Source organism: Burkholderia sp. MSMB1078WGS, from assembly GCF_001528895.1.
Lineage (GTDB): Bacteria > Pseudomonadota > Gammaproteobacteria > Burkholderiales > Burkholderiaceae > Burkholderia.
In genome coordinates this window covers 56,033-78,990 of sequence record NZ_LPDI01000024.1, presented here as the reverse complement: position 1 = coordinate 78,990, position 22,958 = coordinate 56,033, and the positions used below count along the sequence as shown (strand labels likewise).

Annotated in this window: 20 protein-coding genes; 13 read left to right on the top strand and 7 right to left on the bottom strand. The window is 66.3% G+C overall.

Annotated elements, in window-relative coordinates; genetic code table 11:
- Positions 1-203 precede the first annotated feature (203 nt).
- A complete protein-coding gene (locus tag WT24_RS04215) occupies positions 204-407 on the top strand; it encodes a hypothetical protein (RefSeq protein ID WP_027783368.1) in 204 nt (67 codons plus the stop codon).
- Positions 408-474: 67 nt separating this feature from the next.
- On the opposite strand, the gene WT24_RS04210 is transcribed toward WT24_RS04215, so the two are convergent.
- Positions 475-1,275, bottom strand: a complete 801-nt coding sequence (locus WT24_RS04210) for a transporter substrate-binding domain-containing protein (protein ID WP_060031456.1) — start codon at positions 1,273-1,275, stop codon at positions 475-477.
- A gap of 551 nt (positions 1,276-1,826) precedes the next feature.
- On the opposite strand from WT24_RS04210, the gene WT24_RS04205 reads away from it, so the two are divergent.
- Genes WT24_RS04205 through WT24_RS04200 form a run of 3 tightly spaced genes read left to right on the top strand, consistent with a single transcriptional unit; the run spans position 1,827 to position 2,696 of the window.
- Complete coding sequence (locus WT24_RS04205; RefSeq protein ID WP_059499715.1) at positions 1,827-2,144, top strand: hypothetical protein; 318 nt, start codon at positions 1,827-1,829, stop codon at positions 2,142-2,144.
- A 14-nt stretch (positions 2,145-2,158) separates the two neighbouring features.
- Positions 2,159-2,332, top strand: coding sequence for an Imm1 family immunity protein (locus WT24_RS35725; RefSeq protein WP_082742088.1), 174 nt, complete (start codon positions 2,159-2,161; stop codon positions 2,330-2,332).
- A 28-nt stretch (positions 2,333-2,360) separates the two neighbouring features.
- Positions 2,361-2,696, top strand: a complete 336-nt coding sequence (locus WT24_RS04200) for a hypothetical protein (protein ID WP_059499714.1) — start codon at positions 2,361-2,363, stop codon at positions 2,694-2,696.
- Between the two features lie 114 nt (positions 2,697-2,810).
- On the opposite strand, the gene icmH is transcribed toward WT24_RS04200, so the two are convergent.
- The 3 genes from icmH to tssJ all read right to left on the bottom strand — a co-directional run bounded on the left by icmH (position 2,811) and on the right by tssJ (position 5,650).
- The gene (gene icmH / locus WT24_RS04195; RefSeq protein ID WP_060031454.1) at positions 2,811-3,593 is read right to left on the bottom strand and encodes a type IVB secretion system protein IcmH/DotU; all 783 of its coding nucleotides are present in this window, start codon (positions 3,591-3,593) and stop codon (positions 2,811-2,813) included.
- Positions 3,590-4,936 carry a type VI secretion system baseplate subunit TssK gene (tssK, locus tag WT24_RS04190; protein WP_059499713.1) on the bottom strand — a complete coding sequence of 449 codons (1,347 nt, stop codon included), beginning with the start codon at positions 4,934-4,936 and terminating at the stop codon, positions 3,590-3,592. Before tssK ends, icmH begins: the two co-directional genes overlap by 4 nt.
- A gap of 102 nt (positions 4,937-5,038) precedes the next feature.
- A complete protein-coding gene (gene tssJ, locus WT24_RS04185) occupies positions 5,039-5,650 on the bottom strand; it encodes a type VI secretion system lipoprotein TssJ (RefSeq protein ID WP_034209794.1) in 612 nt (203 codons plus the stop codon).
- Between the two features lie 373 nt (positions 5,651-6,023).
- On the opposite strand from tssJ, the gene WT24_RS04180 reads away from it, so the two are divergent.
- The 9 genes from WT24_RS04180 (at position 6,024) to tssA (ending at position 16,675) form a co-directional block, all read left to right on the top strand.
- Positions 6,024-6,650 carry a M48 family metallopeptidase gene (locus WT24_RS04180; protein ID WP_059795180.1) on the top strand — a complete coding sequence of 209 codons (627 nt, stop codon included), beginning with the start codon at positions 6,024-6,026 and terminating at the stop codon, positions 6,648-6,650.
- Positions 6,651-6,696: 46 nt separating this feature from the next.
- A complete protein-coding gene (tssB, locus tag WT24_RS04175; RefSeq protein WP_059499711.1) occupies positions 6,697-7,212 on the top strand; it encodes a type VI secretion system contractile sheath small subunit in 516 nt (171 codons plus the stop codon).
- Positions 7,213-7,227: 15 nt separating this feature from the next.
- Positions 7,228-8,718: a type VI secretion system contractile sheath large subunit gene (gene tssC, locus WT24_RS04170; RefSeq protein ID WP_059499710.1), complete on the top strand. Its 1,491-nt coding sequence runs from the start codon at positions 7,228-7,230 to the stop codon at positions 8,716-8,718.
- Positions 8,719-8,788: 70 nt separating this feature from the next.
- The gene (locus tag WT24_RS04165) at positions 8,789-9,292 is read left to right on the top strand and encodes a type VI secretion system tube protein Hcp (protein WP_059449787.1); all 504 of its coding nucleotides are present in this window, start codon (positions 8,789-8,791) and stop codon (positions 9,290-9,292) included.
- Positions 9,293-9,340: 48 nt separating this feature from the next.
- Positions 9,341-9,826 (top strand): type VI secretion system baseplate subunit TssE, encoded by a 486-nt coding sequence (gene tssE, locus WT24_RS04160; RefSeq protein WP_059499709.1) that lies wholly within the window; start codon positions 9,341-9,343, stop codon positions 9,824-9,826.
- Between the two features lie 76 nt (positions 9,827-9,902).
- The gene (gene tssF, locus WT24_RS04155) at positions 9,903-11,738 is read left to right on the top strand and encodes a type VI secretion system baseplate subunit TssF (protein ID WP_060031451.1); all 1,836 of its coding nucleotides are present in this window, start codon (positions 9,903-9,905) and stop codon (positions 11,736-11,738) included.
- A complete protein-coding gene (gene tssG / locus WT24_RS04150) occupies positions 11,702-12,802 on the top strand; it encodes a type VI secretion system baseplate subunit TssG (RefSeq protein ID WP_060031448.1) in 1,101 nt (366 codons plus the stop codon). The genes tssF and tssG overlap by 37 nt, the downstream gene beginning before the upstream one ends.
- A gap of 39 nt (positions 12,803-12,841) precedes the next feature.
- The gene (gene tssH / locus WT24_RS04145) at positions 12,842-15,511 is read left to right on the top strand and encodes a type VI secretion system ATPase TssH (RefSeq protein ID WP_060031446.1); all 2,670 of its coding nucleotides are present in this window, start codon (positions 12,842-12,844) and stop codon (positions 15,509-15,511) included.
- Positions 15,512-15,553: 42 nt separating this feature from the next.
- A complete protein-coding gene (gene tssA, locus WT24_RS04140; protein WP_060031444.1) occupies positions 15,554-16,675 on the top strand; it encodes a type VI secretion system protein TssA in 1,122 nt (373 codons plus the stop codon).
- A 90-nt stretch (positions 16,676-16,765) separates the two neighbouring features.
- On the opposite strand, the gene WT24_RS04135 is transcribed toward tssA, so the two are convergent.
- Genes WT24_RS04135 through tssM form a run of 3 tightly spaced genes read right to left on the bottom strand, consistent with a single transcriptional unit; the run spans position 16,766 to position 22,675 of the window.
- A complete protein-coding gene (locus WT24_RS04135; RefSeq protein WP_060031443.1) occupies positions 16,766-17,716 on the bottom strand; it encodes an OmpA family protein in 951 nt (316 codons plus the stop codon).
- Between the two features lie 4 nt (positions 17,717-17,720).
- Positions 17,721-18,710, bottom strand: coding sequence for a type VI secretion system-associated protein TagF (gene tagF, locus WT24_RS04130; RefSeq protein WP_060031440.1), 990 nt, complete (start codon positions 18,708-18,710; stop codon positions 17,721-17,723).
- Positions 18,707-22,675, bottom strand: a complete 3,969-nt coding sequence (gene tssM / locus WT24_RS04125; RefSeq protein ID WP_060031437.1) for a type VI secretion system membrane subunit TssM — start codon at positions 22,673-22,675, stop codon at positions 18,707-18,709. Before tssM ends, tagF begins: the two co-directional genes overlap by 4 nt.
- Between the last annotated feature and the right edge of the window lie 283 nt (positions 22,676-22,958).

Here is a 22,958-nt window from a genome sequence, read left to right as displayed (position 1 = left end):
ATAAGGTGGGAAGCCCCCGTGCCGCGGCGGCATCGCCGGCTCCGGGGCGCGCGCAACCTGCTCGCGACGACGTGCCCGCGTCGCAGGCAGACCACCGGGATCTCGCTCCCGGCGCCGCAGCGATCATGCATCGCACCCTTTCCTTCGAAAATACGATCGACGCCGGTTCGGACCGGATCGCGGACGATCAGGAGACGTGAACCATGCTGAGCCCGCATGAATTCTCGATGCTGCTGCGCATTGCACGTGCGCCGGACAGCGTCGATCAATCGAATCCCGCTTTCGCCGTGCTGGTCGAGAAGCGGTTAGTGGACCCTACGCAGGTGCGCGTGAATGCGGTGGCCGTGCGTCCGGCGCTGACGCCGATCGGCCAGATGCTGCTCGCGCGCTTCGACGAAGCGGCTTGAGGGGACGCGTCACGCCTTCATCGACATGACCGGCGTGACGCGTTGAAGCGCTGGATCGCTGGATCGTTTACTGCGCGACCGGCACCGTCACGTCGCTGCCGAACCAGTGCGTCGAGATCTTCTTCAGCGTGCCGTCCTTGCGCAGCGACTCGAGCGCGTCGTTGATCGCCTTCTCGAACTTCGGGTTGCCCTTGCGGAACGGGATCGCCATTTCCTGCTTGCCGCCGTTCAGCACCGCCCCCGCGCGCAGCGGCAGGTTCGACGTCTTGATCATGTACGGCAGCATCAGGCGGTCGTCGAGCGTCGCCTCGATGCGGCCCGCGGCGAGATCGCGCAACTTCTCCGGCGCGCCCGGATACGTCTGCACCTCGATGCCCGGCACGGTGCGCGCCATCTGGTCGTAGTTGGTGCCGAGCGTCACGCCGAGTTTCTTGCCCTTGAAATCGTCGAGCGACTTGAAGTTGCGCGTGTCGTCCTTGCGCTGGATCAACTGCGCGGCCGAGTACGTGTACGGTTCGCTGAAGTCGAGCGCTTCCTTGCGCTGCGGCGTGATCGTGACCTGGTTGACGATCACGTCGAACTTGCCGGCCTGCAGGCCGGCGATGATGCCGCTCCATTCGGTCGGAATGAACTGCGTCTTCACGCCGAGCTTGCCGGCGACCGCGTTCGCGACGTCGACGTCGAAGCCCTCGAGCTGGCCGGACGTGCCGCGCGAATTGAACGGCGGATACGTGCCCTCGAGGCCGACGCGCAGCACGCCGGCTTTCTTCACGGAATCGAGCAGGTCGTCCGCGTGCGCGGCGGCTGCCGTGAAGCCGAGGGCGGACGCGAGCAGCAGGCCCGACAACAGGAACTTCGAACGTTTCATCGCAGATCTCCAGTGTGCAGCGTTGTGTAAATGAGTGCAGGGCGCCGGTCGGGCCCGGCTGGGCCGGAATACGGGCACGTAGACACTACTCGCAACCGAGCCTTACCGGAAGTCGAAGTGGCCCTGATTGCAATCGATTTCACGGAAAACCGGTGACGTGCTCGCGCGGGCGGAATAATCTGACGAACACAGTCCGTCGGCGGGTGTCGAAACCACCGGGCCAGGAGCAGATCGACAGGGATTGAGCGGGTGGCCGGCTATGGCGATGCCGAGCCCGTCTCGTTGCGTGGAGAAATGCCGAATATCCCAACTGACGCCGGATGCGCGATGGGCGCAAGGACGGGCGCCGGTCACGATCGTGGTGCGCACGACAGACGGACTGGAACACGTGAAGCAGGGGGGCGGCGGCTTTTGCGGGAACACCGGTCACGGTGCGTATCGACTGACGTGCACCGGAAGGCGGGCGCGCAAGGAATTGGCATAATCACGGCCTGCCGCAGGTCGCGCGCGGCCGATGCAACGCAATCAACCCGGATACCACCGCAATACCCATGTCGCTCGATTCACCGACCGCAGTGTCGCTGCACCATATTCTCGAACGTCCCGGCGATTTCTCCGGGCGGCTTTACCTGCCGCCGATGCCGTGGACGCTCGACACCGAGGGGGCGTTTTTCGAAGACGCCGATGACGTGCAAGCCGACGTTGCGCCTGCCATCGCGGCCCAACCAGACTGGAAAGTCACGCTGGACAGCGCGACGATCGAGGACATCGTGATCAACGCACACGATCAGGTCGACGAACCGAGCGTCGCGCAATTGCTCGATGCGTTCGTCTTCTACGTCGAGAACGACGCATTCATCCTGTTGTGACGACGAGCAGGCGAATGCGAACGGTGCCCGAAGCGCCGGCAGGCGACACGATCGAACTCGTGGCAGGCGGCCAGCGAGGCAACTGTCCGGCGCGGCAGTGCGTCGATCGGGCAACGGCGACGCAGGCTGCTACATATTTCGTATCGACCGGCGGCGCAGACCCGCGGTTGTGCTGGCAACCCGGCTGACTCGCCGAAAGACAGGAAGAAAACGAACATGGCCGACGATCCGGCAGTGCTACGCGCGCAACAGGATGCCGTTTGCGCACGTTACGGGCTGCATGCCGTCGAACCGGAAGACATGGTTGCCGTCGCGTTGTCGACGCTCGGGCGCATGCCCGTCTACGGCACGCGCATCGCGCTGTCCGAAGGGGACAACGTCGGCTGGTTCTTCCATTGCGGCGAATACAGCGACGCCGCCGACTTCTATCAGCCCGTGCATGCCGCGCACCTGTCGGCGTGCCTGCCATGGGTCCTGCCTTATCTGCGGTTGCCGGCCGGCGCACGCTTCATCATCGACGATGCCGGCTACGAAGACGTCTGGATGGCGTGACGCATCGGTACGCCGTCGATCTTCTTCAGTTGTCCCGATAAAGCGGATAGAAGCGAAAAAGGACCGCTAGGCGGTCCTTTTTCCATGAAGTGGCGTTCGAAAAACGCACGCCTGTTACGGCAGCGAAATCGTCAAATTAGCCGACTCCGGCCCGACCTTGATCACCTGCGAATAGGGGGCGAGCGTCTGCAGCGTCTTGTCCTTCAGATACGTGTTGAGCCCGATGAACGCGAGCAGCGCGACGAGCGCAAAAACCGCGCCGATCGCCCACACCGGCACCTCGCGCTTCAGCCGATGCGCGATCTGATCGGGCAGCGGCCAATGCGGCGCGAACGGCGCACGCTTGCCCTTCATGTGTGCGATCTCGTCGCCGAGCCGCGCGGTCAGATACGCGAGCTTTTCCGGCCCCTCGAGCAGATACTTGCCCTGGAACCCGAGCAGCAGGCACATATGGAATACCTCGAGCGACTGCAGTCGGGCCGCACCCTGCGCACGACCTTCCTCGAGATACTGAAAGAACTTCTCGCCCGCGAGTTGCTCGCCGAACAGCACGAGCTGCAGCGGCCGGCGTTCCCAGTCGGTCCGGATCTTGAACTGCGACGACAGCACCATCTCGTCGATGGCCGCGCAGAACGCGAACTTCACGCCGTACACGTCCTCGGCGGCGATGTTCAGCTTCTTCGCGCCGCGCTCGAAATCCGACAGGAATTCCTGGATCCGCGTGCTGAACTCGCTGGCGCTGTCCGGTTCCCGCCCGTTCTTGAGCAGGAACAGCATGAAGAACCCGTCGTACAGCAAATCGAGCAGCGAGCGGGCCTGGAACGCGGAGTCCGTCGACGCCGGGCTATGCTGGGGCGGCGGCACGTTGTCGCCGAACAGGGAAGGCGCGTAGCTCATGATGTGACCGCGATCAGTTCGAATTTCAGGTCATTGATGCCAGTCGGCGCGTAGATCATCGCGGACTGGGCCTGCAGCATGCGCTCGTACAGCGGGCTGCGCGAATCGAGCGCGAAGTAGCACGCGCCGGGGCGCACCGGAATCGCGGGCGGCACTTGCGGCGTGTACGACAGCCGCACGCCGGGCATGGCCGACAGCACGAGCTTGTCGACGTCGTCGGGCGCGCCGACCTTGAAGCGGGCCGGCACCGCATCGACGAGCTCGACGCTCGGCATGTCCGCCGACACCGCGAGGTAGAACTCGGTCTTGTCGTCGATCTTGCCGGAATCGAGGCGGCCGAGGTGGAACGACGGGCGCACCTCGTCGAGCGTGATCGCGAAATAGCGCGTCGAGATCACGGTGTCGAGCAATTCGCGCAGCATCAGGTCGAGACGCGCGAAGCTCGGCCCGGGATCGTCGTGGCGGTACACGGGCAGGTCGGCGAGCGTATAGCCCTTCGAGAACGTCATCAATTGACCTGCGAGGCGCAGCAGTTCGTGGAACAGCCGCTCCGGATGCAGCGCCGCGTGCTGGTGCAGGTGCGCGAGCGTCGCGAACGCGGCGTTCGCAGTGTGCAGCAGCCAGAACGACGCGATGTCGCCGGAGCGGAATTCGATGATGTTCTTCGACGGCTCGCGGTGAAAGCCGTACAGCGCGTTCACCTTCGCCTGCAGCGCGTCGACCAGTTGGCGCAGCCGCTGGTGCAGGATCGGCGACGCTTCGATCGCGAGGCATGGCGGCACGAAGTTGTCGTCGATCTCGAAACCGGACGTCGCGGTGCGGCGCACGCGCACGAGCGGCACGGACAGCAACTGGTCGCGCGGCTCGCTGTGCGCGATCAGCTTGACCTGGGTCTTCAGGAACGTGATGTCGGCTTCGGCGGCGTCGGTGAAGTTGTCGGCGACGCTCGTCTGCTCGCTGACGAACCGCGTCATGAAGCCGGCGGCCGGATCGTCGCTGTAGTTGGTGCCGTTCTCGCGCAGCGGATGCAGCGCGAGATAGAACACGAATTCGTTGATGCCGTCGGGCAACGTGTCCAGCGCGATCGGCGGCGGCAGGTCATCGGCCTGCGGCGCGGCATACAGCGCGCCGTCCGGGAACACGAGCGCGAGCTCGGCCACCCGCAGCACGTTGCTGCCGAGCGCGTCGCGGTCGATGCGCACCGAGCGCACGCCCCAGTTGTACGGCTGGATCGCCTGGATGGACTCGAACAGGCGCGCCTCGTGGTACGCGTCCTGCCGCTGAAAATGTTGAGGCCGGAGGAACAGCCCTTCCCCCCACAGCACCTTGGCCGAATAACTCATGTCAAATCCGGTTAATGTGGCGTTGCGATGTAATCGATTTGTTCGTGCCCGAATTAAATCGCCAAGTGTTAACTCTTGTTAATTGACATTCGTGCGTCATGTTTAACCGCAGGAGACCGAAGAAAGCATATTCAGCGGTTGCGACGGCGCACCCTGCTGCGGAGCGATGACCGTACCGTCGGTGACCGTCATCGCGCAATTATGCAGGCCGACGATTATGCCGGATTTCTCCGACTTCACCGGATCGAACGTCAGTTTCCATCGTTGTATTGCGGGATCGCGGAACAGCGCGACGATGCCGAATGCCTGCGCTTCACGCGACACCTTCTCGGTTGCCGTATAGCGCTGGCCCGGAATCAGCGTGATTTCGCGCACATTCAGCAGATCGGCGCCGAGTGCGGCTTTTTCCTTGGTCGGATCGGTAAATGCGTCGAACGGCGCTTGCTGGAACGAGGTCGGGTCCTTCAGCGCATAGAGCCGGACGACGAGCGCGAGCGGCTTGTGGTCGGTCGCGGCATTCAGGTTCGGCGCGGCGGCCAGCGTGAGGCCGATATTGCGCGGCGGTTTCTGCGCGTCAGGCACCTCGGGCTTGCCGATGCCGGCCGCGGACATCACGGCGCTGGCGGCCGAGCCGAGCAGCGGGGCGGCCGCGCATCCGGCCAGAAGGGCGCACGCAACCAGCGGCAGCGCGTAGCGAATCATGGACGATCTCATCGTTTTTCCGGCGTGCCGCCTTTATCCCTGTCAAAACTGCCGGGATATTGCCGCGTTCGCTGCGTATCCCCGACATTGCACCGTTCAACTATTAAGCACGCCCGCGCCAGGCAAGCGTTCGGAAATTTTTTCCGCCATCCGGGCAGCGGGTCGTGCGGCCAGTAAAACTTGCGCATTCCGGCCGAAAGAAAAACCGCCGCGAGCCCGCGGCGAGAGGCCATTCGAGGGGGTAGCGCCCGGTTTTAAAAGGAATTACTCTTCACACGACGATTGAATTATGAAAAATTGATCGGTACTATACCCGCGCGCTTCTTGCAAAGCAAAAGAACCAGATTCTCAACGATTTAAAACTCACGCGCCGGTGGATATAACGATGAAAGACCGTCTGTTCGCAAAACTGTCTGGGGTAGTGGTGGCTTGCGGCGTGATCGCCGGCTGTGCGAGCCAGCCTCCCGCGCCGCCGACTGCGGAAGTGTTCAACAAGTCGCTGGCCGATGCAGACGCCGTCGCGAAGGCGGGGGACCAGGACAAGGCGCTCGGCCTGTACCAGCAGCTCGCGAAGTCGGATCCGACGCGCGAGGAACCGTGGTCGCGCATCGCGCAAATCCAGTTCGCACAAAACCATTACGGGCAGGCGATCGTCGCCGCCCAGGAAGCGCTGCAGCGCGACGCGACCGATCGTCAGGCGAAGAGCGTGCTGGCCGTCGCCGGCCTGCGGATCGCGACGCAGTCGCTCGGCGAGCTGCGCCAGGACGCGTCGCTCGCGGGCGATGCGAAGTCCGACGCGCAGGCGCTCGCGAAGCAACTGCGCGACACGCTCGGCGAATCGGCGCTGTTCCCGCCGGAAACGAAGGTCGCGAAACCGCGCCCGCCGCGCCGGGTCGTCCATCGTCCGAGGGGCGGCGCCGCACCGGCCGCCGAGGCGGCGGCGTCGACCGCGCCGACGCCGCCCACGGCGCAAAAGGGCAGCGCGGATCCGTTCGGCGCACTGCGCAACTGAAACCGCAACTGACGCGATAACCACAACTAACCTGGGAGCCGTCGAGATGGCCAAGAAAGAAAGCATTCAGAAAAGCTTGCAGAAAATACGGCCGCCGCGCGTCCAGCTGACCTACGAGGTCGAGAAGGGCGATGCGATCGAGGTGAAGGAGCTGCCGTTCGTCGTCGGGGTCGTCGGCGATCTGGCGGGCCAGTCCGAAATCGAGCAGCCGAAGCTGCGCGATCGCAAGTTCGTCAATATCGACCGCGACAATTTCGACGACGTGATGAAGGCGATCGAGCCGCGTGCCGCGTTCCAGGTGGAAAACCGCCTGAGCCCGGAAGGCGGCAAGTTCGCGGTCGACCTGAAGTTCCGCTCGCTGTCGGATTTCAGCCCGGACCAAGTCGTCGAACAGGTCGAGCCGCTGCGCCGCCTGCTCGAGGCGCGCTCGAAGCTGGCCGACCTGCGCAACAAGCTCGCCGGCAACGACAAGCTCGAGGATCTGCTGTCCGAGGTGCTGAAGAACACGCAGCAGCTGCAGGCGCTCGCGAAGGGCACCGGCGGCGACAAAGACGGCGAATGACGACGGAGTGTTGAGATGAACCAGCAAACGGCTGCGGCCCAAGCGAGCGGCGCGGAATACGCCGCCGGGACTTCGTTGCTCGACGACATCGTCGAGAAGAGCAAGGTCGCGAAATCCGATTCCGAGCATGCGCGTGCGAAGGACCTGATCGGCGAACTCGTGCACCAGGTGCTCGACGGCACGGTGATCGTGTCGGACAACCTGTCGGCCACGATCGACGCGCGCGTCGCGGAACTCGACCGCCTGATTTCCACGCAGCTTTCCGCCGTGATGCACGCGCCGGAATTCCAGCGCCTCGAAAGCACGTGGCGCGGGATGGACTATCTGGTCAAGGAAAGCAACACGGGCCAGACGATCAAGATCAAGGCGCTGCACGCACCGAAGCGCGATCTCGTGCGCGACTTCAAGGGCGCGAGCGAGTTCGACCAGAGCGCGCTGTTCAAGAAGGTTTACGAAGAAGAATTCGGCACGTTCGGCGGCTCGCCGTTCGGTGCGCTGATCGGCGATTACGAGATCTCGCGCCAGCCGGAAGACATGTACTTCATCGAGCAGATGTCGCACGTCGCGGCGGCCGCGCATGCGCCGTTCATCGCGTCGGCGTCGCCGGAACTGCTCGGTCTCGAGTCGTTCTCCGACCTCGGCAAGCCGCGCGACCTCGGCAAGGTGTTCGATACCGTCGAATACGCGAAGTGGAAGTCGTTCCGCGACGCCGAGGACTCGCGCTACGTCGGCCTGACGCTGCCGCGCTTCCTCGGCCGCCTGCCGTTCAATCCGAAGGACGGCCAGACCGCGGAGAACTTCAACTTCGTCGAGGAAGTCGACGGCACCGATCACGACAAGTACCTGTGGTGCAACGCGGCATGGGCCTTCGCGGCACGCCTGACGGCCGCGTTCGACGACTTCGGCTGGTGCGCGGCGATCCGCGGCGTCGAAGGCGGCGGCCTCGTCGAGGATCTGCCGACCCACACGTTCAAGACCGACGACGGTGAAGTCGCGTTGAAGTGCCCGACCGAAATCGCGATCACCGATCGCCGCGAGAAGGAGTTGAGCGACCTCGGCTTCATCCCGCTCGTCCATTGCAAGAACTCGGATTACGCCGCGTTCTTCGCTGCGCAGTCGGTGCAGAAGCCGAAAAAATACAGCACCGACAGCGCGAATGCGAACGCCGTCCTGTCCGCCCAGCTTCAGTACATCTTCTCGGTATCGCGCGTCGCGCACTACCTGAAGGCAATGATGCGGGACAAGATCGGCAGCTTCGCATCGGCGCAGAACGTGGAGACTTTCCTCAACCGGTGGATTTCGCAATACGTCCTGCTCGACGACAACGCCTCGCAGGAACAGAAAGCGCAATTTCCGCTGCGCGAGGCATCCATACAAGTGTCGGAGATTCCGGGCAAGCCGGGCTCGTATCGTTCGGTCGCGTTCCTGCGCCCGCACTTTCAGCTCGACGAACTCTCGATTTCTCTGCGACTTGTCGCTGATCTGCCCAAACCGGCAAATTCATAAGCGAGTAAATCGCCCGGGCGGGCCGCCTGGGTAGGACGTTAAAACCACCTCTTTGGGGAGTCGAAGGGCCATGTTACATATGCACTTGCAGTTTGGTAGTCCCGCGGTGAAGGGCGAGTCCGCGGACAAGGACCACCAGGGCTGGATCGAACTGAAATCGTGGGATCACTCGATCGTTCAGCCGCGTTCGGCAACCGCATCGACCGCTGGCGGTCACACGATGACGCGTTGCGAGCACGGCGACATGATCTTCACGAAGGAAATCGATTCGTCGAGCCCGCTGCTGTATCAGCACGCTTCGGGCGGTACCACGTTCGACGAAGTGACGGTCCATTTCTCGCGCGCGGACGGTGAAGGCAAGCGCGTGCAGTATCTGGAAGTCAAGCTCAAGTACGTGATCATCTCGAGCATCGCGCCGAGCGTTCGCGAGGAAGGTCTGCCGATCGAGACGTTCTCGCTGAAATACGCAGCCGTGCAGTGGAAGCAAACCCAGCAGAAGATCGGCGGCAACCAGGGCGGCAACACGCAAGGCGCCTGGAGCCTGACGAAGAACGACAAGACCTACGCGGTCTAAGGTCGGTTGCGGCAACGGGGCGCGTCGCGTCCCGTTGCCGTTTTCGTCATGAAACGATTCGAACCCAGTTTTCTCGACAAGCTGTTCGACGACGAACCGCATCTGCCCGCAGCGGCGGCGATGCGGCAATTGTCGCTGGACGAGCTCAAGAATACGGTCGCCCGCGACGTCGAGGCGATCCTCAACACCCGTATCGCGCACACCGAGGACGAGCTGGCCGCACTGCCGGAATGCCAGAAATCGGTGCTGACCTACGGACTGAACGATTTCGCGGGGCTGAGCCTCGCGAGCCACTACGATCGCGCGTTCATCTGCAAGTCGATCCAGCAGGCCATCGCGCGCCACGAGCCGCGCCTGCAGCAGGTGCAGGTGACGTTCGAGCTGAACGAGCAGGCCACCAACGCGCTCTACTTCGCGATCCAGGCACTGCTCGTCGTGCACCCGGCCGAGGAGCCGGTGAGTTTCGACGCGATGTTGCAACCGTCGACGCTGCAATATTCGGTCACGCGCGCACGCGCGGCACGAATGCAGTAAATCAAGCCGCCGAGCGGGCCGGACCGCCCGGTGGTCGATCAGGTCCGGCATGAAACATTGAGGTTCGGGGTCGTCGATGGAAGAGTTGCTGCCGTATTACGAACGCGAATTATCGTTTTTGCGGCGCTATTCGCGAGATTTCGCCGAACGCTATCCGAAGATCGCCGCGCGCCTCGCGCTGTCCGGCGAGCATTGCGAGGATCCGCACGTCGAGCGGATGATCGAATCGTTCGCGCTGCTCGGCGCGCGCATCAACAAGAAGCTCGACGACGACTACCCCGAATTCACCGAAGCGCTGCTGGAAGTGCTGTATCCGCACTACCTGCGGCCGTTTCCGTCCTGCTCGATCGCGCAGTTCACGCCGGCTTCGCCCGGCCAGCAGACCGAACCGGTCGTGGTCGATCGCGGCACCGAGCTGAAGAGCCGCCCGATCCGCGGCGTGCAATGCCGGTTCCGCACCGCCTACGACGTGACGCTCGCGCCGATCCGCATCTCGGAGGCGCGCTATACGCCGGTCGCGCTCGCGCCGAGCGCGACGGTGCTGCCGTCGAACGCGACGGGCGTGATCTCGATCACGTTCGAATCGCTCGCCGCGCAGCTCGATCTCGGCGCGCTGAAGGTGTCGACGCTGCGTGCGCATCTACACGGCGAGCAGTCGTTCGTCGCCGCGCTGACCGACTGCCTGTTCGTCAACGTGCTCGGCGCGTACGTCGAGCCCGAACGCAACGGCCGCTGGACCGCGCTGCGCAAGCTGCCGATCGCGCAGGCCGGCTTCGCCGAGGACGACGCGCTGATCGACTATCCGGCGAAATCGCATCCCGCGTACCGGCTGCTCACCGAATACTTCGCGTTCCCCGACAAGTTCGATTTCGTCGACTTCGACCTCGCGGCGATCGCACGCGCGTCGGGCCGCTGCCAGCGCGCGACGCTGCATCTGGTACTGCAGGACGTGCGCAGCGATTCGCACGTCGCGCGCCTGCTCGAGCTGCTGACGGCGGGCCATTTCCGGCTGTTCTGCACGCCGATCGTCAACCTGTTCCGCCAGCACGGCGAGCCGATCCGCATCACGCACCGCGCGGTGTCGTATCCGGTGATCGCCGAGGCGCGGCGTGCGTTTGCGTACGAGGTGTATTCGATCGATTCGGTGAAGCTCGTCCGGCAGCAGGCGCACGAGGAATCGGTGATCGAGTTCCGGCCGTTCTATTCGCTGCATCACGGCGAATCGGCGCGGATCGGTCATTACTGGTTCGCGCGCCGCAACGACTGGGTCGCGCAGAAAAGCCCCGGCTACGAAACCGAGATTTCGATCGTCGACATCGACTTCGAGCCGACGTCGCCGCAGACCGACACGCTGAGCCTCGACCTCACCTGCACGAACCGCGACCTGCCGGCGATGCTGGCGTTCGGCCTCGAAGGCGGCGACCTGTTCCAGGAAGGCGGCGCGCAGACGAGCGGCATCTCGCTGCTGCGCCGCCCGACGCAAAGCGTGCGCTTCGAGCGCGGCCGCGCCGCGCACTGGCGGCTCGTGTCGCACCTCGCGCTCAACCACGTGTCGCTCGTCGCGCACGGCCTCGCGCCGTTGAAGGAAATGCTGACGCTGTACGACCTGCGACGCACCGCCGTGTCGATGCGCCAGATCGACGGCCTCGCCGGCATCGAGCAGCGCGGCGCCGTGCAGTGGCTGCCCGGCAAGCCGTTCGCGACGTTCGTGCGCGGCATCGAGATCCGGCTGACGATCGACGAGGAACACTTCGTCGGCGCGAGCCTCGCGTCGTTCGTGCGCGTGCTCGACAGCTTCTTCGGGCTGTACGTCCACCTCAACAGTTTCGTTCAATTGGTCGTCGTGTCGAAGCGCACCGGCGAGGAGATCATTCGATGCAAGCCCCGAACCGGCGAATCGATCCTGGCGTAGTCGACGCGCTGCTCGACGAGCCGCATCGCTTCGAATTCTTCCAGGCGGTGCGCGTGCTCGAAGGGCTGTTCGCGCGGCAGGCGTCGGATGCGCCCGGCGCGTGGCGGCAGGGCGACGTGGTCGCGCAGCGCATCGCATTCCGCAACACGCTGTCGCTCGGCTTCCCGCCGAGCGAGATCGAGGGCGCGCGTTCGTACGACGACGACGGCACGCCGCTGAACTCGGATGAGCAGCGCGACACCGCACTGGCCGCCGGCGAGCTCGGCCGCGTCGAGCTGACGCCCGCGTTCTTCGGGCTGCTCGGCGGGCAGGGCGCGCTGCCGCTGCACTACACCGAGCAGATCGTCGCGCGTGAGCACCTGAGGCGCGACCACGCGGCGCGCGCGTTCTTCGACGTGTTCTCGAACCGCGCGACCGCGCTGTTCTATGCGGCGTGGAAGAAATACCGGCTGCCGTTCCATTACGAACTCGACCGCGACGAGCGCTACCTGCCGCTGCTGCTCGCGATCGCCGGCGTGCCGAGCGACGAAGTGCGCGACAGTCTCGCCGCCGGCCCGGGCGGCGTGCTCGACGAAGCCGTGGCCGGCTACGCGCTGGCCGCGCGGCACCGGCCGATGTCGGCGGCTTACCTGCAGCGCACGCTGTCCGATTACTTCCGCGTGCCGGTGAAGATCGACCAGTTCGTCGGCAAGTGGTACGACGTGCCGCCCGACCAACTGAGCGTGCTCGGCGAAGTCAACGCGGTGCTCGGCGCGACGGCGCTCGTCGGCGAGCGCGTGTGGCAGCGCGACATGCGTGCGCGGATCGTCGTCGGCCCGCTGTCCAAGCGCGATTACGAGGCGTTCCTGCCCGGCGGCGCGCACGCCGTCGCGCTCGAGCGGATGCTGACGCTGCTCGCCGGCGTCACGCTCGAGTACGAGGTGAGGCTCGTGCTGAAGCGCACCGAAGTCGGCGCGAGCATGCTCGGCACGGGCTCGCGGCTCGGCTGGGATGCGTTCCTCTGCACGCGCGACGCCGCCGAAGACCGCTCCGACGCCCGCTACGAGCTGCACGTGATTCACTGACCCTGACAACAACAAGCAATCGAACCTGAGATCGACGCCATGAGCACGCCTCTGAAGACCCTGATCACGAAACTGAACCCGCTGTGCCGCCACGCGACCGAGCGCGCGGCGAGCGCGTGCCTGGCGCGCGGCCATTACGAGGTCGATCTGGAGCACCTGTTCCTCGCGTTGCTCGACGAAGCGACGGGCGACCTGCCGCTCGCATTGCGCGCGAGCCGCGTCGATCCGCATGCGCTGCATGCCGATCTCGAACGCGAGCTGACGCGCCTGAAGACGGGCAACACGCGCACGCCGGTGTTCTCCGTGCATCTGATCGCGCTGTTCGAGCAGGCGTGGCTGATCGCGTCGCTCGACTCGCAGCTCGGTCGCATTCGCTCGGGGCACCTGCTGCTCGCGCTGCTGACCGCGCCCGATCTCGCGCAGTTCGCGCAACGGATGTCGTCGCGGTTCGCGGAAATGAACGTGACGGACCTGAAGCACAAGTTCGACGAAATCATGGCCGGTTCGAGCGAAGCCGAGCCGCGTCAGGCGGATGAAGACGGCAGCGACGTCGCGCCGGCCGCCGACGGCATGGCGCCCGCGGCCGGCCCGTCGAAGACGCCCGCGCTCGACACGTACACGACCAACCTCACGCAGCGCGCGCGCGACGGCAAGATCGACCCGGTGATCGGCCGCGAAGCGGAGATCCGCCAGGCGATCGACATCCTGATGCGCCGCCGCCAGAACAACCCGATCATGACCGGCGAGGCCGGCGTCGGCAAAACGGCGGTCGTCGAGGGGCTCGCGCTGCGGATCGCGGCCGACGACGTGCCGCCGCCGTTGCGCGGCGTCGCGCTGCACGTGCTCGACATGGGGCTGCTGCAGGCCGGCGCGAGCGTGAAGGGCGAGTTCGAGAACCGCCTGAAGAGCGTGATCGACGAAGTGAAGAAGAGTGCGCATCCGATCATCCTGTTCATCGACGAGGCGCACACGATCATCGGCGCGGGCGGCCAGGCCGGCCAGAACGACGCGGCGAACCTGCTGAAGCCGGCGCTCGCGCGCGGCGAGCTGCGCACGATCGCCGCGACGACGTGGAGCGAATACAAGAAGTACTTCGAGAAGGATGCGGCGCTCGCGCGGCGCTTCCAGGTCGTGAAGGTCGAGGAGCCGAGCGAGCCGCTGGCCGCGGCGATGCTGCGCGGGATGTCGGGCCTGATGGAGAAGCATTTCGACGTGCGGATTCTCGACGACGCGATCACCGAGGCCGTGCGCCTGTCGCACCGCTACATCAGCGGTCGCCAGTTGCCGGACAAGGCGATCAGCGTGCTCGACACCGCGTGCGCGAAGGTCGCGCTCGCGCACAGCGCGACGCCGGCGGCGATCGACGATACCAGGAAGCGCATCGAGCGTATCGATGCGGAAATCGCGTCGCTGGAGCGCGAGGCGGCGGGCGGGGCGGTGCACGACGAGCGGCTCGGCGAGCTGCGCGGCGCGCGCGACACGGCGCTCGAACAACTGGCGAAGGACGAAGAACGCTACGAAGCCGAGCGCGCGATCGTCGCCGAGATCACCGAACTGCGCGACGCGCTCGACCGCGCGCGCGGCCCGTCGGAAGACGGCCAGCCGGTCGACGTGCAGGCCACCCGCGACAAGCTCGCCGAACGCGTCGCGGCGTTGCATGCGCTGCAGGGCGGCGAGCCGATGGTGCCGCTGCAGGTCGACGGCCACGTGGTCGCCGAGATCGTCGCCGCGTGGACGGGCATTCCGCTCGGCCGAATGGTGAAGGACGAGATCGACACCGTGCTGAACCTGCAGCCGCTGCTCGCCGCGCGCGTGATCGGCCAGGATCATGCGCTGGAGGCGATCGCGCAGCGCGTGCGCACCGCGACCGCGAACCTCGAGGATCCGAACAAGCCGCGCGGCGTGTTCATGTTCGTCGGGCCGTCGGGTGTCGGCAAGACCGAGACGGCGCTGGCGCTGGCCGACATCCTGTATGGCGGCGAGCGCAAGATGGTCACGATCAACATGAGCGAGTACCAGGAAGCGCACAGCGTGTCCGGCCTGAAGGGTTCGCCGCCGGGCTACGTCGGTTACGGCGAAGGCGGCGTGCTGACCGAGGCCGTGCGCCGCAACCCGTATTCCGTCGTGCTGCTCGACGAGGTCGAGAAGGCGCACCCGGATGTGCTCGAAATGTTCTTCCAGGTGTTCGACAAGGGCACGATGGACGATGCCGAAGGCCGCGAGATCGACTTCCGCAACACGCTGATCATCCTGACGTCGAACGTCGGCTCGGCCGCGGTGATGCAGGCCTGCCTGAACAAGCCGGCCGACGAATTGCCCGATCCGGACGCGCTCGCCGAGACGTTGCGTCCGCAACTGTACAAGACCTTCAAGCCGGCGTTCCTCGGCCGGATGAAGGTCGTGCCGTACTATCCGATTTCCGACGACGTGCTGGCCGAGATCATCGAGCTGAAGCTCGAGCGCATCCGCCGCCGGATCGAGACGAACCACAAGGCCGCGTTCGAATGGGACGAGTCGCTCGTCGAGGCGGTGCTCGCGCGCTGCACCGAGGTCGACTCGGGCGCCCGCAACGTCGACCACATCCTGAACGGCACGCTGCTGCCGGAGATCGCGGGCCACGTGCTCGGCCGGATCGCCGACGGCGCGGCCATCGCGCGCATCGCGGTGCGCGCGGACGAGGCCGGCGAATTCGCGTACACCGTCGAATGAGCGCGGCCGCGCCCAGTCAAGCATTGATGAACTGACCGAACCATGCCGATCAATCTCCCCGAGCTGCTGACGCCGATCAGTGAGGCGTCGCCCAGCGGCGACGACTTGCTGTTTTCGAACGAATTCGACGCGATCCAGGACGCGCGGCGCTATGACGACCCGACGCTCGACCAGGGCGAATGGGTGACCGAGATCAAGGAGGCCGACTGGGGCTTCGTCGTCGATCATGCGGGCGAGCTGCTGCGCACGCGCACGAAGGACCTGCGGCTCGCCGTATGGCTGACCGAGGCGCTCGCGCTCGAGGACGGCATCACGGGTCTCACCGAAGGCTATGCGCTGCTCGAAGGCCTGTGCCGCGAGTTCTGGGACACCTTCCACCCGCTGCCCGAGGACGACGACATCGAGCACCGGCTCGGCAACGTCGCGTGGCTGTCCGGCCGCACGGCCGAGTTGCTGCGCGCGGTGCCGCTGACGGACGGCGCATCGAATGCGTTCAGTACGCTCGACTGGGAAGTCGCGCAGCACGTCGCGCAGTCGATCAAGCGCGACCCGGACCACGCGGACGACATCGCGCGCGGCAAGCCGTCGATCGAGCAGATCGATGCGTCGCGGCGCGTGACGTCGATCGCGTTCTACACGGCGCTGCTGGCGAACCTGAAGGCGTTCGAATTCGCGCTCGATGCGTTCGAGGAGCGGCTGGTCGAGCGCGCGGGCGATTCGGCGCCGAGCTTCCGGCAGGCGCGCGACGCGTTCGAGGCCGTGTACCGGCTCGCCGAGCGCTTTGCGCGCGAACAGGGCTATACGGGCAGCGCACCGCACGCGCAGGTAGCGCCGCAGGCCGAGCCCGAGCGCATCGAGCCGGTGTTCGGCCAGCCGATCCAGACCGAGGAGACTCACGTGCCGCAGCAGACCGCTTCGCGTCCTCCGGTGGCGCAGATGATCGCCGGCATCCAGAACCGCGCGCAGGCCGTCGACCAGCTGCGTGCGGTGGCGCGCTATTTCCGCCAGACCGAGCCGCACAGCCCGGTCGCGTATCTCGCCGACAAAGCGGCCGAATGGGCCGACATGCCGCTGCACAAGTGGCTCGAGAGCGTCGTGAAGGACGACGGCTCGCTGTCGCACATTCGCGAGCTGCTGGGCGTGCGGCCCGACGAGCAGTCGTAAACGCAAGACGGGCGGCGCATTGCTGCCGCCGCCCGTCGTGTGCCGCGCCGTGCCGCTTCGCCATCGCGCGAGCGGCCGGCCGATTTCCCGTTACTGCCCGACGCGGAATTCGATCCGCCGGTTCCGCGCCCTTCCGTCCGCCGTATCGTTCGGCGCGATCGGCTGATCCGGCCCGACGCCCGTCGTCGTCATCTGCTGCGGCGGAATGCTCTTCGTGATCAGGTAGCCCTTTACCGCATCCGCGCGCGCCTGGCTCAGCGCGATGTTCGACGTCCGGTTCCCCGAGTTGTCGGTGTGGCCGATGATGTCGACCGTGCGGTTCGGCATCTTCGCGAGCGCGGCCGCCATCTGGTCGAGGATCAGCTTGCCCTGCGGCGTCAGCGTCGCGCTGCCGGTCTCGAACTCGATCGTCCGGTTCGCGAGCGTCTGGTCGAGCACGCCCTGTTCGGACGCGGACACGCGCAGCCCGTTCTTGATCGTATACGTCGGGTTCAGCGTGTTCGCCATGTCGCTCGCGAGCTGCTGGCGCTGCGCCTCGTTGTGCACCTCGCCCTTCATCTCGATCTGCGTACCGTTGATCTTCAACTGGCCCTTGCTGATCTGCTTGAGCTGCGCACCGAGCAGCTTCTGCACGTTCGCGCTCCAGTTCGGCGGCGTCGCGACGTCGCCCACCTCGATCTGGTCGACGACGTTCGTCGCGCCGTAGGTATCGCGCAGCTTCTGCAGCACGGCCGCCTTGGTCGCTTCGTCGGGCACCTTGCCGCCGACGACCACCTGGCCGGGCGTCGCGTTCGCGGGCGGCGGCGCGATCGTGCCGGCGGTGCCGTGCACCACCGTGCCGGACGCGCCGCCGGCGTTCGGGTTGGCCTGCGGCAGCGCGGTCGTCGCGACCGTGCCGTTGCCGACCGGCGTGACGGTCGCGCCCGTGTTCTGCGCGAAGGCCGCGCCGCTCGCGACGAGGCCGGCCGCGAACAGCGCGGCGAGGGCGGGCGAGACGACGGCCGACAGGCGCGCGCGCCGGACCTGAATCGTGCGATGCATGCCGTCAGCCTCCGATGAACGCTTCGCGGAACGCGTCGATGGCGACGCGCAGCGAGAGTTGCGGTTGGTCGAGGTAGCTGACGAGCTTGCTGATCTGCTGATCGTTTTGCGCATGGGCGTCGATCCACTCGGGATCGTCGATGTCGATGTTGTGGGCGGCGTAGGTCTGCGGGTCGACGACGCTCAGCAGCGTTTTCGCCGACGCACCGTTGAAGCCGATGATGAGCCGTTCGCGCTCGGCGATCGTGCCGATGAAGATCGCGAGCTCGAAGTCGGCCTGCGCGACGAACGGCGCGATCAGCTCGAGCCAGAACGCGGCGACGAGGCTGCGGTAGAACGGATCGACCGGCAGCGGCAGCGTGAGGCCGCGCTCGATGTGCGACGAGCCGCTCTGCATCACCGGCCGCAGCAGCGAGCCGAGCGCGAGCATCGCGCCGCGCAGCCGCACCGGATGACCGCTTTCGAGCAGCATCTGCTGCAGGCCGTACAGCGACTGGTGTTCGACGAAATCGTTGAAGGTGCCGTCGTGCGACGTGCCCGGGCCGCCGATGTCGATCGGCACCTGGGTGTCGCCGAGCGCCTGCAGCGCGCCGGGCGGCTCGTCCTTGCCGAGCAGCGGCGGGATCTGCGTGGCGACGCGCGACCACAGCCGCGCGAACGCGAGCGGGCTGCGCGCGAGGAATGCGAGCGGCCGGTCGACCTCCAGCGCGGTGGCGCCGAGGAACGGGAAGCGGCGCATCGACACGTCGTGGCTCGCGACCATGTGGCCCGCGATCGCGAGCTTGCTGCGCGAGCCGAGGAACGCGAAATGCATCGGCTTCGCATCCTCGTAGACGATCTTCCAGCGCGGATCTTCCGCGAGCAGCTCCAGCGCCTGCGCGATCCAGCGATCGAGCGTCTGCAGCAACTGCGGATTGTGCGCGCTCTTCACGAAGTCGCCGCGCGACGGAATCTTGCCGAAGTAGGCGATTTGCGCCTGTACCGTTTGCGTCATTGCGCCCTCTGTGCATTCGTTGCGTTGGCGGCCGCGACGGCCGGCGCTGCGCCCGGCGTGCCGGACGTGCCGGTGGCGGACGTACCGGTGGCGGTCTGCGTCGCGTTCTGCGCGGCGCCGGCGCTCGCGTCGGCGACCGACGACGGCAGCTGCAGGCCGCGCAGGCTCTGTTGCTGCGGCTGGTCGCCGCCGCCGGCCGACGGTTGCGACGTGCTGATGATGCGCATCGTCACCGACACGTTCACGCTGCCCTGTGCCCACGTCAGGTCGAAGGTGCCGTCCGGACGGCGCTTGCGCTGCGCCGAATTGATCAGCTTCTCGAGGCCGTAGCGGCCCGGCTCGTTGACGAACTGCACCGTGCGGCCGTCGAAGGTCGTCGCGGACAGCGTCGCGCCCGGCGAGCCCTGCGGGTTCGGCCACACGAAGTTGGTCCACTGCGGCGGCGTGTTGCGGTAGCGCAGTTGCTGGCCGTCGATCGCGATCGTGTATTCCGTCGTGCCCGTGCTCGGTTGCGGCAGGATTTGGAACACGGTCTGCGGCTCGGCCGACGCGGCCGCGCTGCCGGCGGCGCCGCCGGCGAGCGGCGCGACCCAGCGCGCGAAGCCGTTCGTGAACTCCGGCGTGAGCCCGATGCCCATGTCGCCCCACGTGCGGGCGGCGAGCGTGTCGCCGCGGCGCACCGCGAGCGGCCCGAGCGTCGTGCCGACGAACTTCGCGATCGAGCCGTCCGGACCGAACACCTGCGCGATCTCGCCGGCGCCGGCCTCGACCTTCGCGTTCGCCGCGAACGGGTACTTCGTCGCGAGCGAGCTCTGGAACGGCTGGTAGACCTGCGCGTTCCACACCTTGTTGACTTCGGCGCTGGCCGGCTGGATCACGACCGCGAACGCCTGCATCAGCGGCCGCACCAGCAGCGGGCGCAGCGACTTGCGTTGCGAATCGGTCAGGCCCGTCAGCATCTGCTCGTCGACGAGCTTCAGCGAATCGGCGAGCTCCGAACCGCTGCCGTCGAGGGTCTGCTGCATCAGCTGGCGCGCGCCCGGGCCCGGGTCGCCCTGGTTCTTGATCACGTTGAAGCGCGTGCGGACCTTCGACAGCGACTCCATGTAGCCCTTCAGCATCGACGTGCCGTCATGCGTCGCGACGATCCGCGCGAGCCCGACGAACTCCTGGCCGATCGGGCCCATCGGCACCTCGGCCGGATTGCCGTTGATGTCGATGTTGGCCGCCGCCACCTGGCCGGCCTGCGAGCGCGAGAACAGTTGCTTGACCCAGTTCACGACGCCCGTCTGCGCCTTCTTGATCGTCACGTTCGCGAGCGACGGGTTGTCCCACGACGTCTGGTCGTACGCGGTCTCGAGGATCTTGCGGATCGGCGAATCCTGCGGGTCGCCGAGGCGGTTCATCCCGTCGACGGCCTGGCCGAAGCTGGTGAAGCCCTGTACCGCGATGCCCTGCATGAACTTCTGCCAGTGCTGCGCGTACTCGGTCTTGTACATGCCGACGAGCGTCTTCTGGATCTGCTCGGGGCTGCCCTCGAGCGTCAGGTCGTCCTGCGTCGACGTGTTGAGCACCCAGTCCTTCGCCTGCAGTTCCTTCGTCGCCGCATCGCGGATCGCCGGCTGCACGTAGTCGAACCACGCCTCGCGCGTGAACGTGCCCGGAATCGCATAGCTGCCGGCAACCAGCGACTGATTGCCGTCGCCGACGATGCGCGCGATGGTCATCGGCGCGAAGCGGGTCGATGCGCGGGCCTTGATTTCCTCGTAGACGCGCTGGCGGGCCGGCATGCCGCGCACCACGCGGCGCAGGTTCTCGCGGGTCTGGTCGACGAGCGCGAGGTTCGCGTCGATCATCGGCCAGTCGTTGTCGTTTACGCGCGACAGGTAGAACGAGATCATGCGCTCGGCGCTCCTGATCATCTCGTCGCGCGGCATGTTGCCGCGATTCGTCTCGAGCCAGCCGCGCCAGAAGCGGGCGAGCTGGTCGGTCAGGTGCGCCTGCTCGACGTGACGCTTGTCGGACAGCATCAGGTACGTCTTCAGCGCGTTGTACGCGTCCTGCACGTTGGTCGGCGACGCGTCGCTGTAGAGGCCGCCCTGCGGCGCGGCCGCCTGTTGCGGGGCGGCGGCCGGCGTGGCGCCCGACGCGGCCGGCACGGCGCCGGCCTGCGGCGCGGCGCCTGCCGCGTTCGTCGAGACCGGCAGCGTGCCGCCCTGCACGGCACCCGATTCGGGCGGGCGCGTCATCGGCACGAGCTGTTCGGGGTGCGCGTTCACGTCCTTCATGAACGACGCGAGATTCTGCGACACCGGCGCCAGCAGGATCTGGCGCACGCCGTTGTAGTACTCGGTCAGCAGGTGCTGTTCGAGACGGTCGCCCTGGTACAGGCCGAGCGACACCGAAAGCGGCTTGTCGCGGCGGAACTGTTCGAGCTGCTCGATCCGGTCCTCGAGGATGTCCATCGCCTGCAGGCGCGACTGCAGGTCGTTGCGGCCCTGCTGCAGGCGCGTGACGTTGTCGAGGTCGGCCTGCACGTTCGCGACGAGCTGCTGGTTGCCGATCGTCGACCAGGTCCAGCCGCCGAGCGCGAGCGCGAGCGCCGCGACGAAGCCGAAGAAGGTCGCGTAGCGCAGCCGCGTCTTGGTCGGGCTCGCGAACTGGCGCACCGTCTGACGGTCCGCGAAGATCACCTTCGAGAACAGGTCGCGCAGGAAGAAGCCGTTCTTCGAGAACGCGCTGTGCGGTTTCGGCAGCGCGCTTCCGTCGAGGCCGAAGCGGTGCGCGATGCGCTGCGCGGCCGCACTGTTGGTTTCGCCTTCCTGCAGCGCGCTGGTGAAGTAGAAGCCGCGGAAGATCGGCTTGTACTGGAACGGGTTGTTCTCGAACAGCGTCGCGAGGAACGCGCGCAGCGACGGCTTGATCGTCGAGAATTCGAGCGGGAAGCTCAACTGGCCCGGCGACAGCTGGTTGCCGCGCGACAGCGACAGCTGCGCGACGCTGATCTCCTTCAGCCCTTCGTAGAGCTCCTCGAAGTGCGTGTCGAACTGCGCGACGACGTCACGCTTGTCGTCGGGCTCGTAGGGCAGGGTGGCGCCCCACACGCGGTCGTACTCGTGCTTGTCGCTGCTGCTGAAGAATTCGGTGAAGCCGGTGATCAGGTCGGCCTTCGTGAACATCACGTAGACCGGCGCGAACACTTCCAGCTTTTCCGTCAGCTCCTGAACGCGCTGGCGGAGGTTTTTCGCGAGGTTGATCGCGAATTCGGGGCGGTTGCCGGTGAGTTCGGCGATGCTGGCCGTGACGATGATGCCGTTGATCGGCGCCTTCGGACGGTAGCGCTTGAGCAGCCCGAGGAAGCCGAGCCATTCGCTGCGGTCTTCCTCGTGCACCGAATAGCGGCCGGCCGTGTCGAGCAGGATCCCTTCGGTCGTGAAGAACCAGTCGCAGTTGCGCGTGCCGCCGATGCCGTGGATCACGGCGTTGTTCTTGTCCGCGAACGGGAACTGCAGGCCGGAATTGAGCACGGCGCTGCTCTTGCCCGCGGCCGGGTTGCCGATCACGATGTACCACGGCAGTTCGTACAGCGCGGAGCCGCCCGACACCTGGCCGATCTTCGACGTCTTGATCGTCTTCACCGCATCCGACAGGCGCGTGCGCAGCACGTCGAGGTCGGCCGTCTTCGCGTCCGGTGCGAGCGCGGCAGCGGCCGGTGCCGCGATCTTGCCGGTTTCCGCCTGCTCTTCCAGCACCTGGCCGAGCTGCTGGTTCGCGCGCTTCACGCGCCAGCGGCGCCACAGCGCGACGACGAGCCACAGCGCGAGGACCGCCGCGAACGCGAGCGCCGCCCACAGGAGCGGCAACTGCAGCATGTCGGCGACGATGAACAGGATGGCCGCTAGCGCGACGATCCCGACGATCGAGAGCGTACGCGGATGAGTCAGCACGTTGAGGATGCGTTGCATAGGACGTTCAGGTTCCGGTGCGATTCGGTGAGGCGACGCAGGCGCGCCGAGCGGCAAGGGTGGCGCCGCGATGTGTCGCCATGCTGTCAAACGGGATGAAGGAGGCTGGCATCAACGCGCTCGCGGCATCGGAGAAGGCGCGCGCATTAACGAAAGGACGCTGTGAGATTTAAAACGGAAGCGGCGGCCGGAAAAAATCGCGCACCGGAATGCCCGATCGTTTGCGCCGCTCAAATCGTTTCCTGCCGGGTGATTAAAAAGCCCCATGCCGCCCTCATTATTT

Excerpts from the sequence above, each read along its gene's own strand:
- tssA (WP_060031444.1), top strand. The coding sequence starts at position 15,554 with ATGCCGATCAATCTCCCCGAGCTGCTGACGCCGATCAGTGAGGCGTCG.
- tssM (WP_060031437.1), bottom strand. The coding sequence starts at position 22,675 with ATGCAACGCATCCTCAACGTGCTGACTCATCCGCGTACGCTCTCGATC.
- WT24_RS04165 (WP_059449787.1), top strand. The coding sequence starts at position 8,789 with ATGTTACATATGCACTTGCAGTTTGGTAGTCCCGCGGTGAAGGGCGAG.
- tagF (WP_060031440.1), bottom strand. The coding sequence starts at position 18,710 with ATGACGCAAACGGTACAGGCGCAAATCGCCTACTTCGGCAAGATTCCG.
- WT24_RS04135 (WP_060031443.1), bottom strand. The coding sequence starts at position 17,716 with ATGCATCGCACGATTCAGGTCCGGCGCGCGCGCCTGTCGGCCGTCGTC.
- WT24_RS04215 (WP_027783368.1), top strand. The coding sequence starts at position 204 with ATGCTGAGCCCGCATGAATTCTCGATGCTGCTGCGCATTGCACGTGCG.
- WT24_RS04200 (WP_059499714.1), top strand. The coding sequence starts at position 2,361 with ATGGCCGACGATCCGGCAGTGCTACGCGCGCAACAGGATGCCGTTTGC.
- WT24_RS04205 (WP_059499715.1), top strand. The coding sequence starts at position 1,827 with ATGTCGCTCGATTCACCGACCGCAGTGTCGCTGCACCATATTCTCGAA.
- tssJ (WP_034209794.1), bottom strand. The coding sequence starts at position 5,650 with ATGAGATCGTCCATGATTCGCTACGCGCTGCCGCTGGTTGCGTGCGCC.
- tssH (WP_060031446.1), top strand. The coding sequence starts at position 12,842 with ATGAGCACGCCTCTGAAGACCCTGATCACGAAACTGAACCCGCTGTGC.
- tssK (WP_059499713.1), bottom strand. The coding sequence starts at position 4,936 with ATGAGTTATTCGGCCAAGGTGCTGTGGGGGGAAGGGCTGTTCCTCCGG.
- tssC (WP_059499710.1), top strand. The coding sequence starts at position 7,228 with ATGAACCAGCAAACGGCTGCGGCCCAAGCGAGCGGCGCGGAATACGCC.
- tssF (WP_060031451.1), top strand. The coding sequence starts at position 9,903 with ATGGAAGAGTTGCTGCCGTATTACGAACGCGAATTATCGTTTTTGCGG.
- tssE (WP_059499709.1), top strand. The coding sequence starts at position 9,341 with ATGAAACGATTCGAACCCAGTTTTCTCGACAAGCTGTTCGACGACGAA.
- tssB (WP_059499711.1), top strand. The coding sequence starts at position 6,697 with ATGGCCAAGAAAGAAAGCATTCAGAAAAGCTTGCAGAAAATACGGCCG.
- tssG (WP_060031448.1), top strand. The coding sequence starts at position 11,702 with ATGCAAGCCCCGAACCGGCGAATCGATCCTGGCGTAGTCGACGCGCTG.
- WT24_RS35725 (WP_082742088.1), top strand. The coding sequence starts at position 2,159 with ATGCGAACGGTGCCCGAAGCGCCGGCAGGCGACACGATCGAACTCGTG.
- WT24_RS04210 (WP_060031456.1), bottom strand. The coding sequence starts at position 1,275 with ATGAAACGTTCGAAGTTCCTGTTGTCGGGCCTGCTGCTCGCGTCCGCC.
- WT24_RS04180 (WP_059795180.1), top strand. The coding sequence starts at position 6,024 with ATGAAAGACCGTCTGTTCGCAAAACTGTCTGGGGTAGTGGTGGCTTGC.
- icmH (WP_060031454.1), bottom strand. The coding sequence starts at position 3,593 with ATGAGCTACGCGCCTTCCCTGTTCGGCGACAACGTGCCGCCGCCCCAG.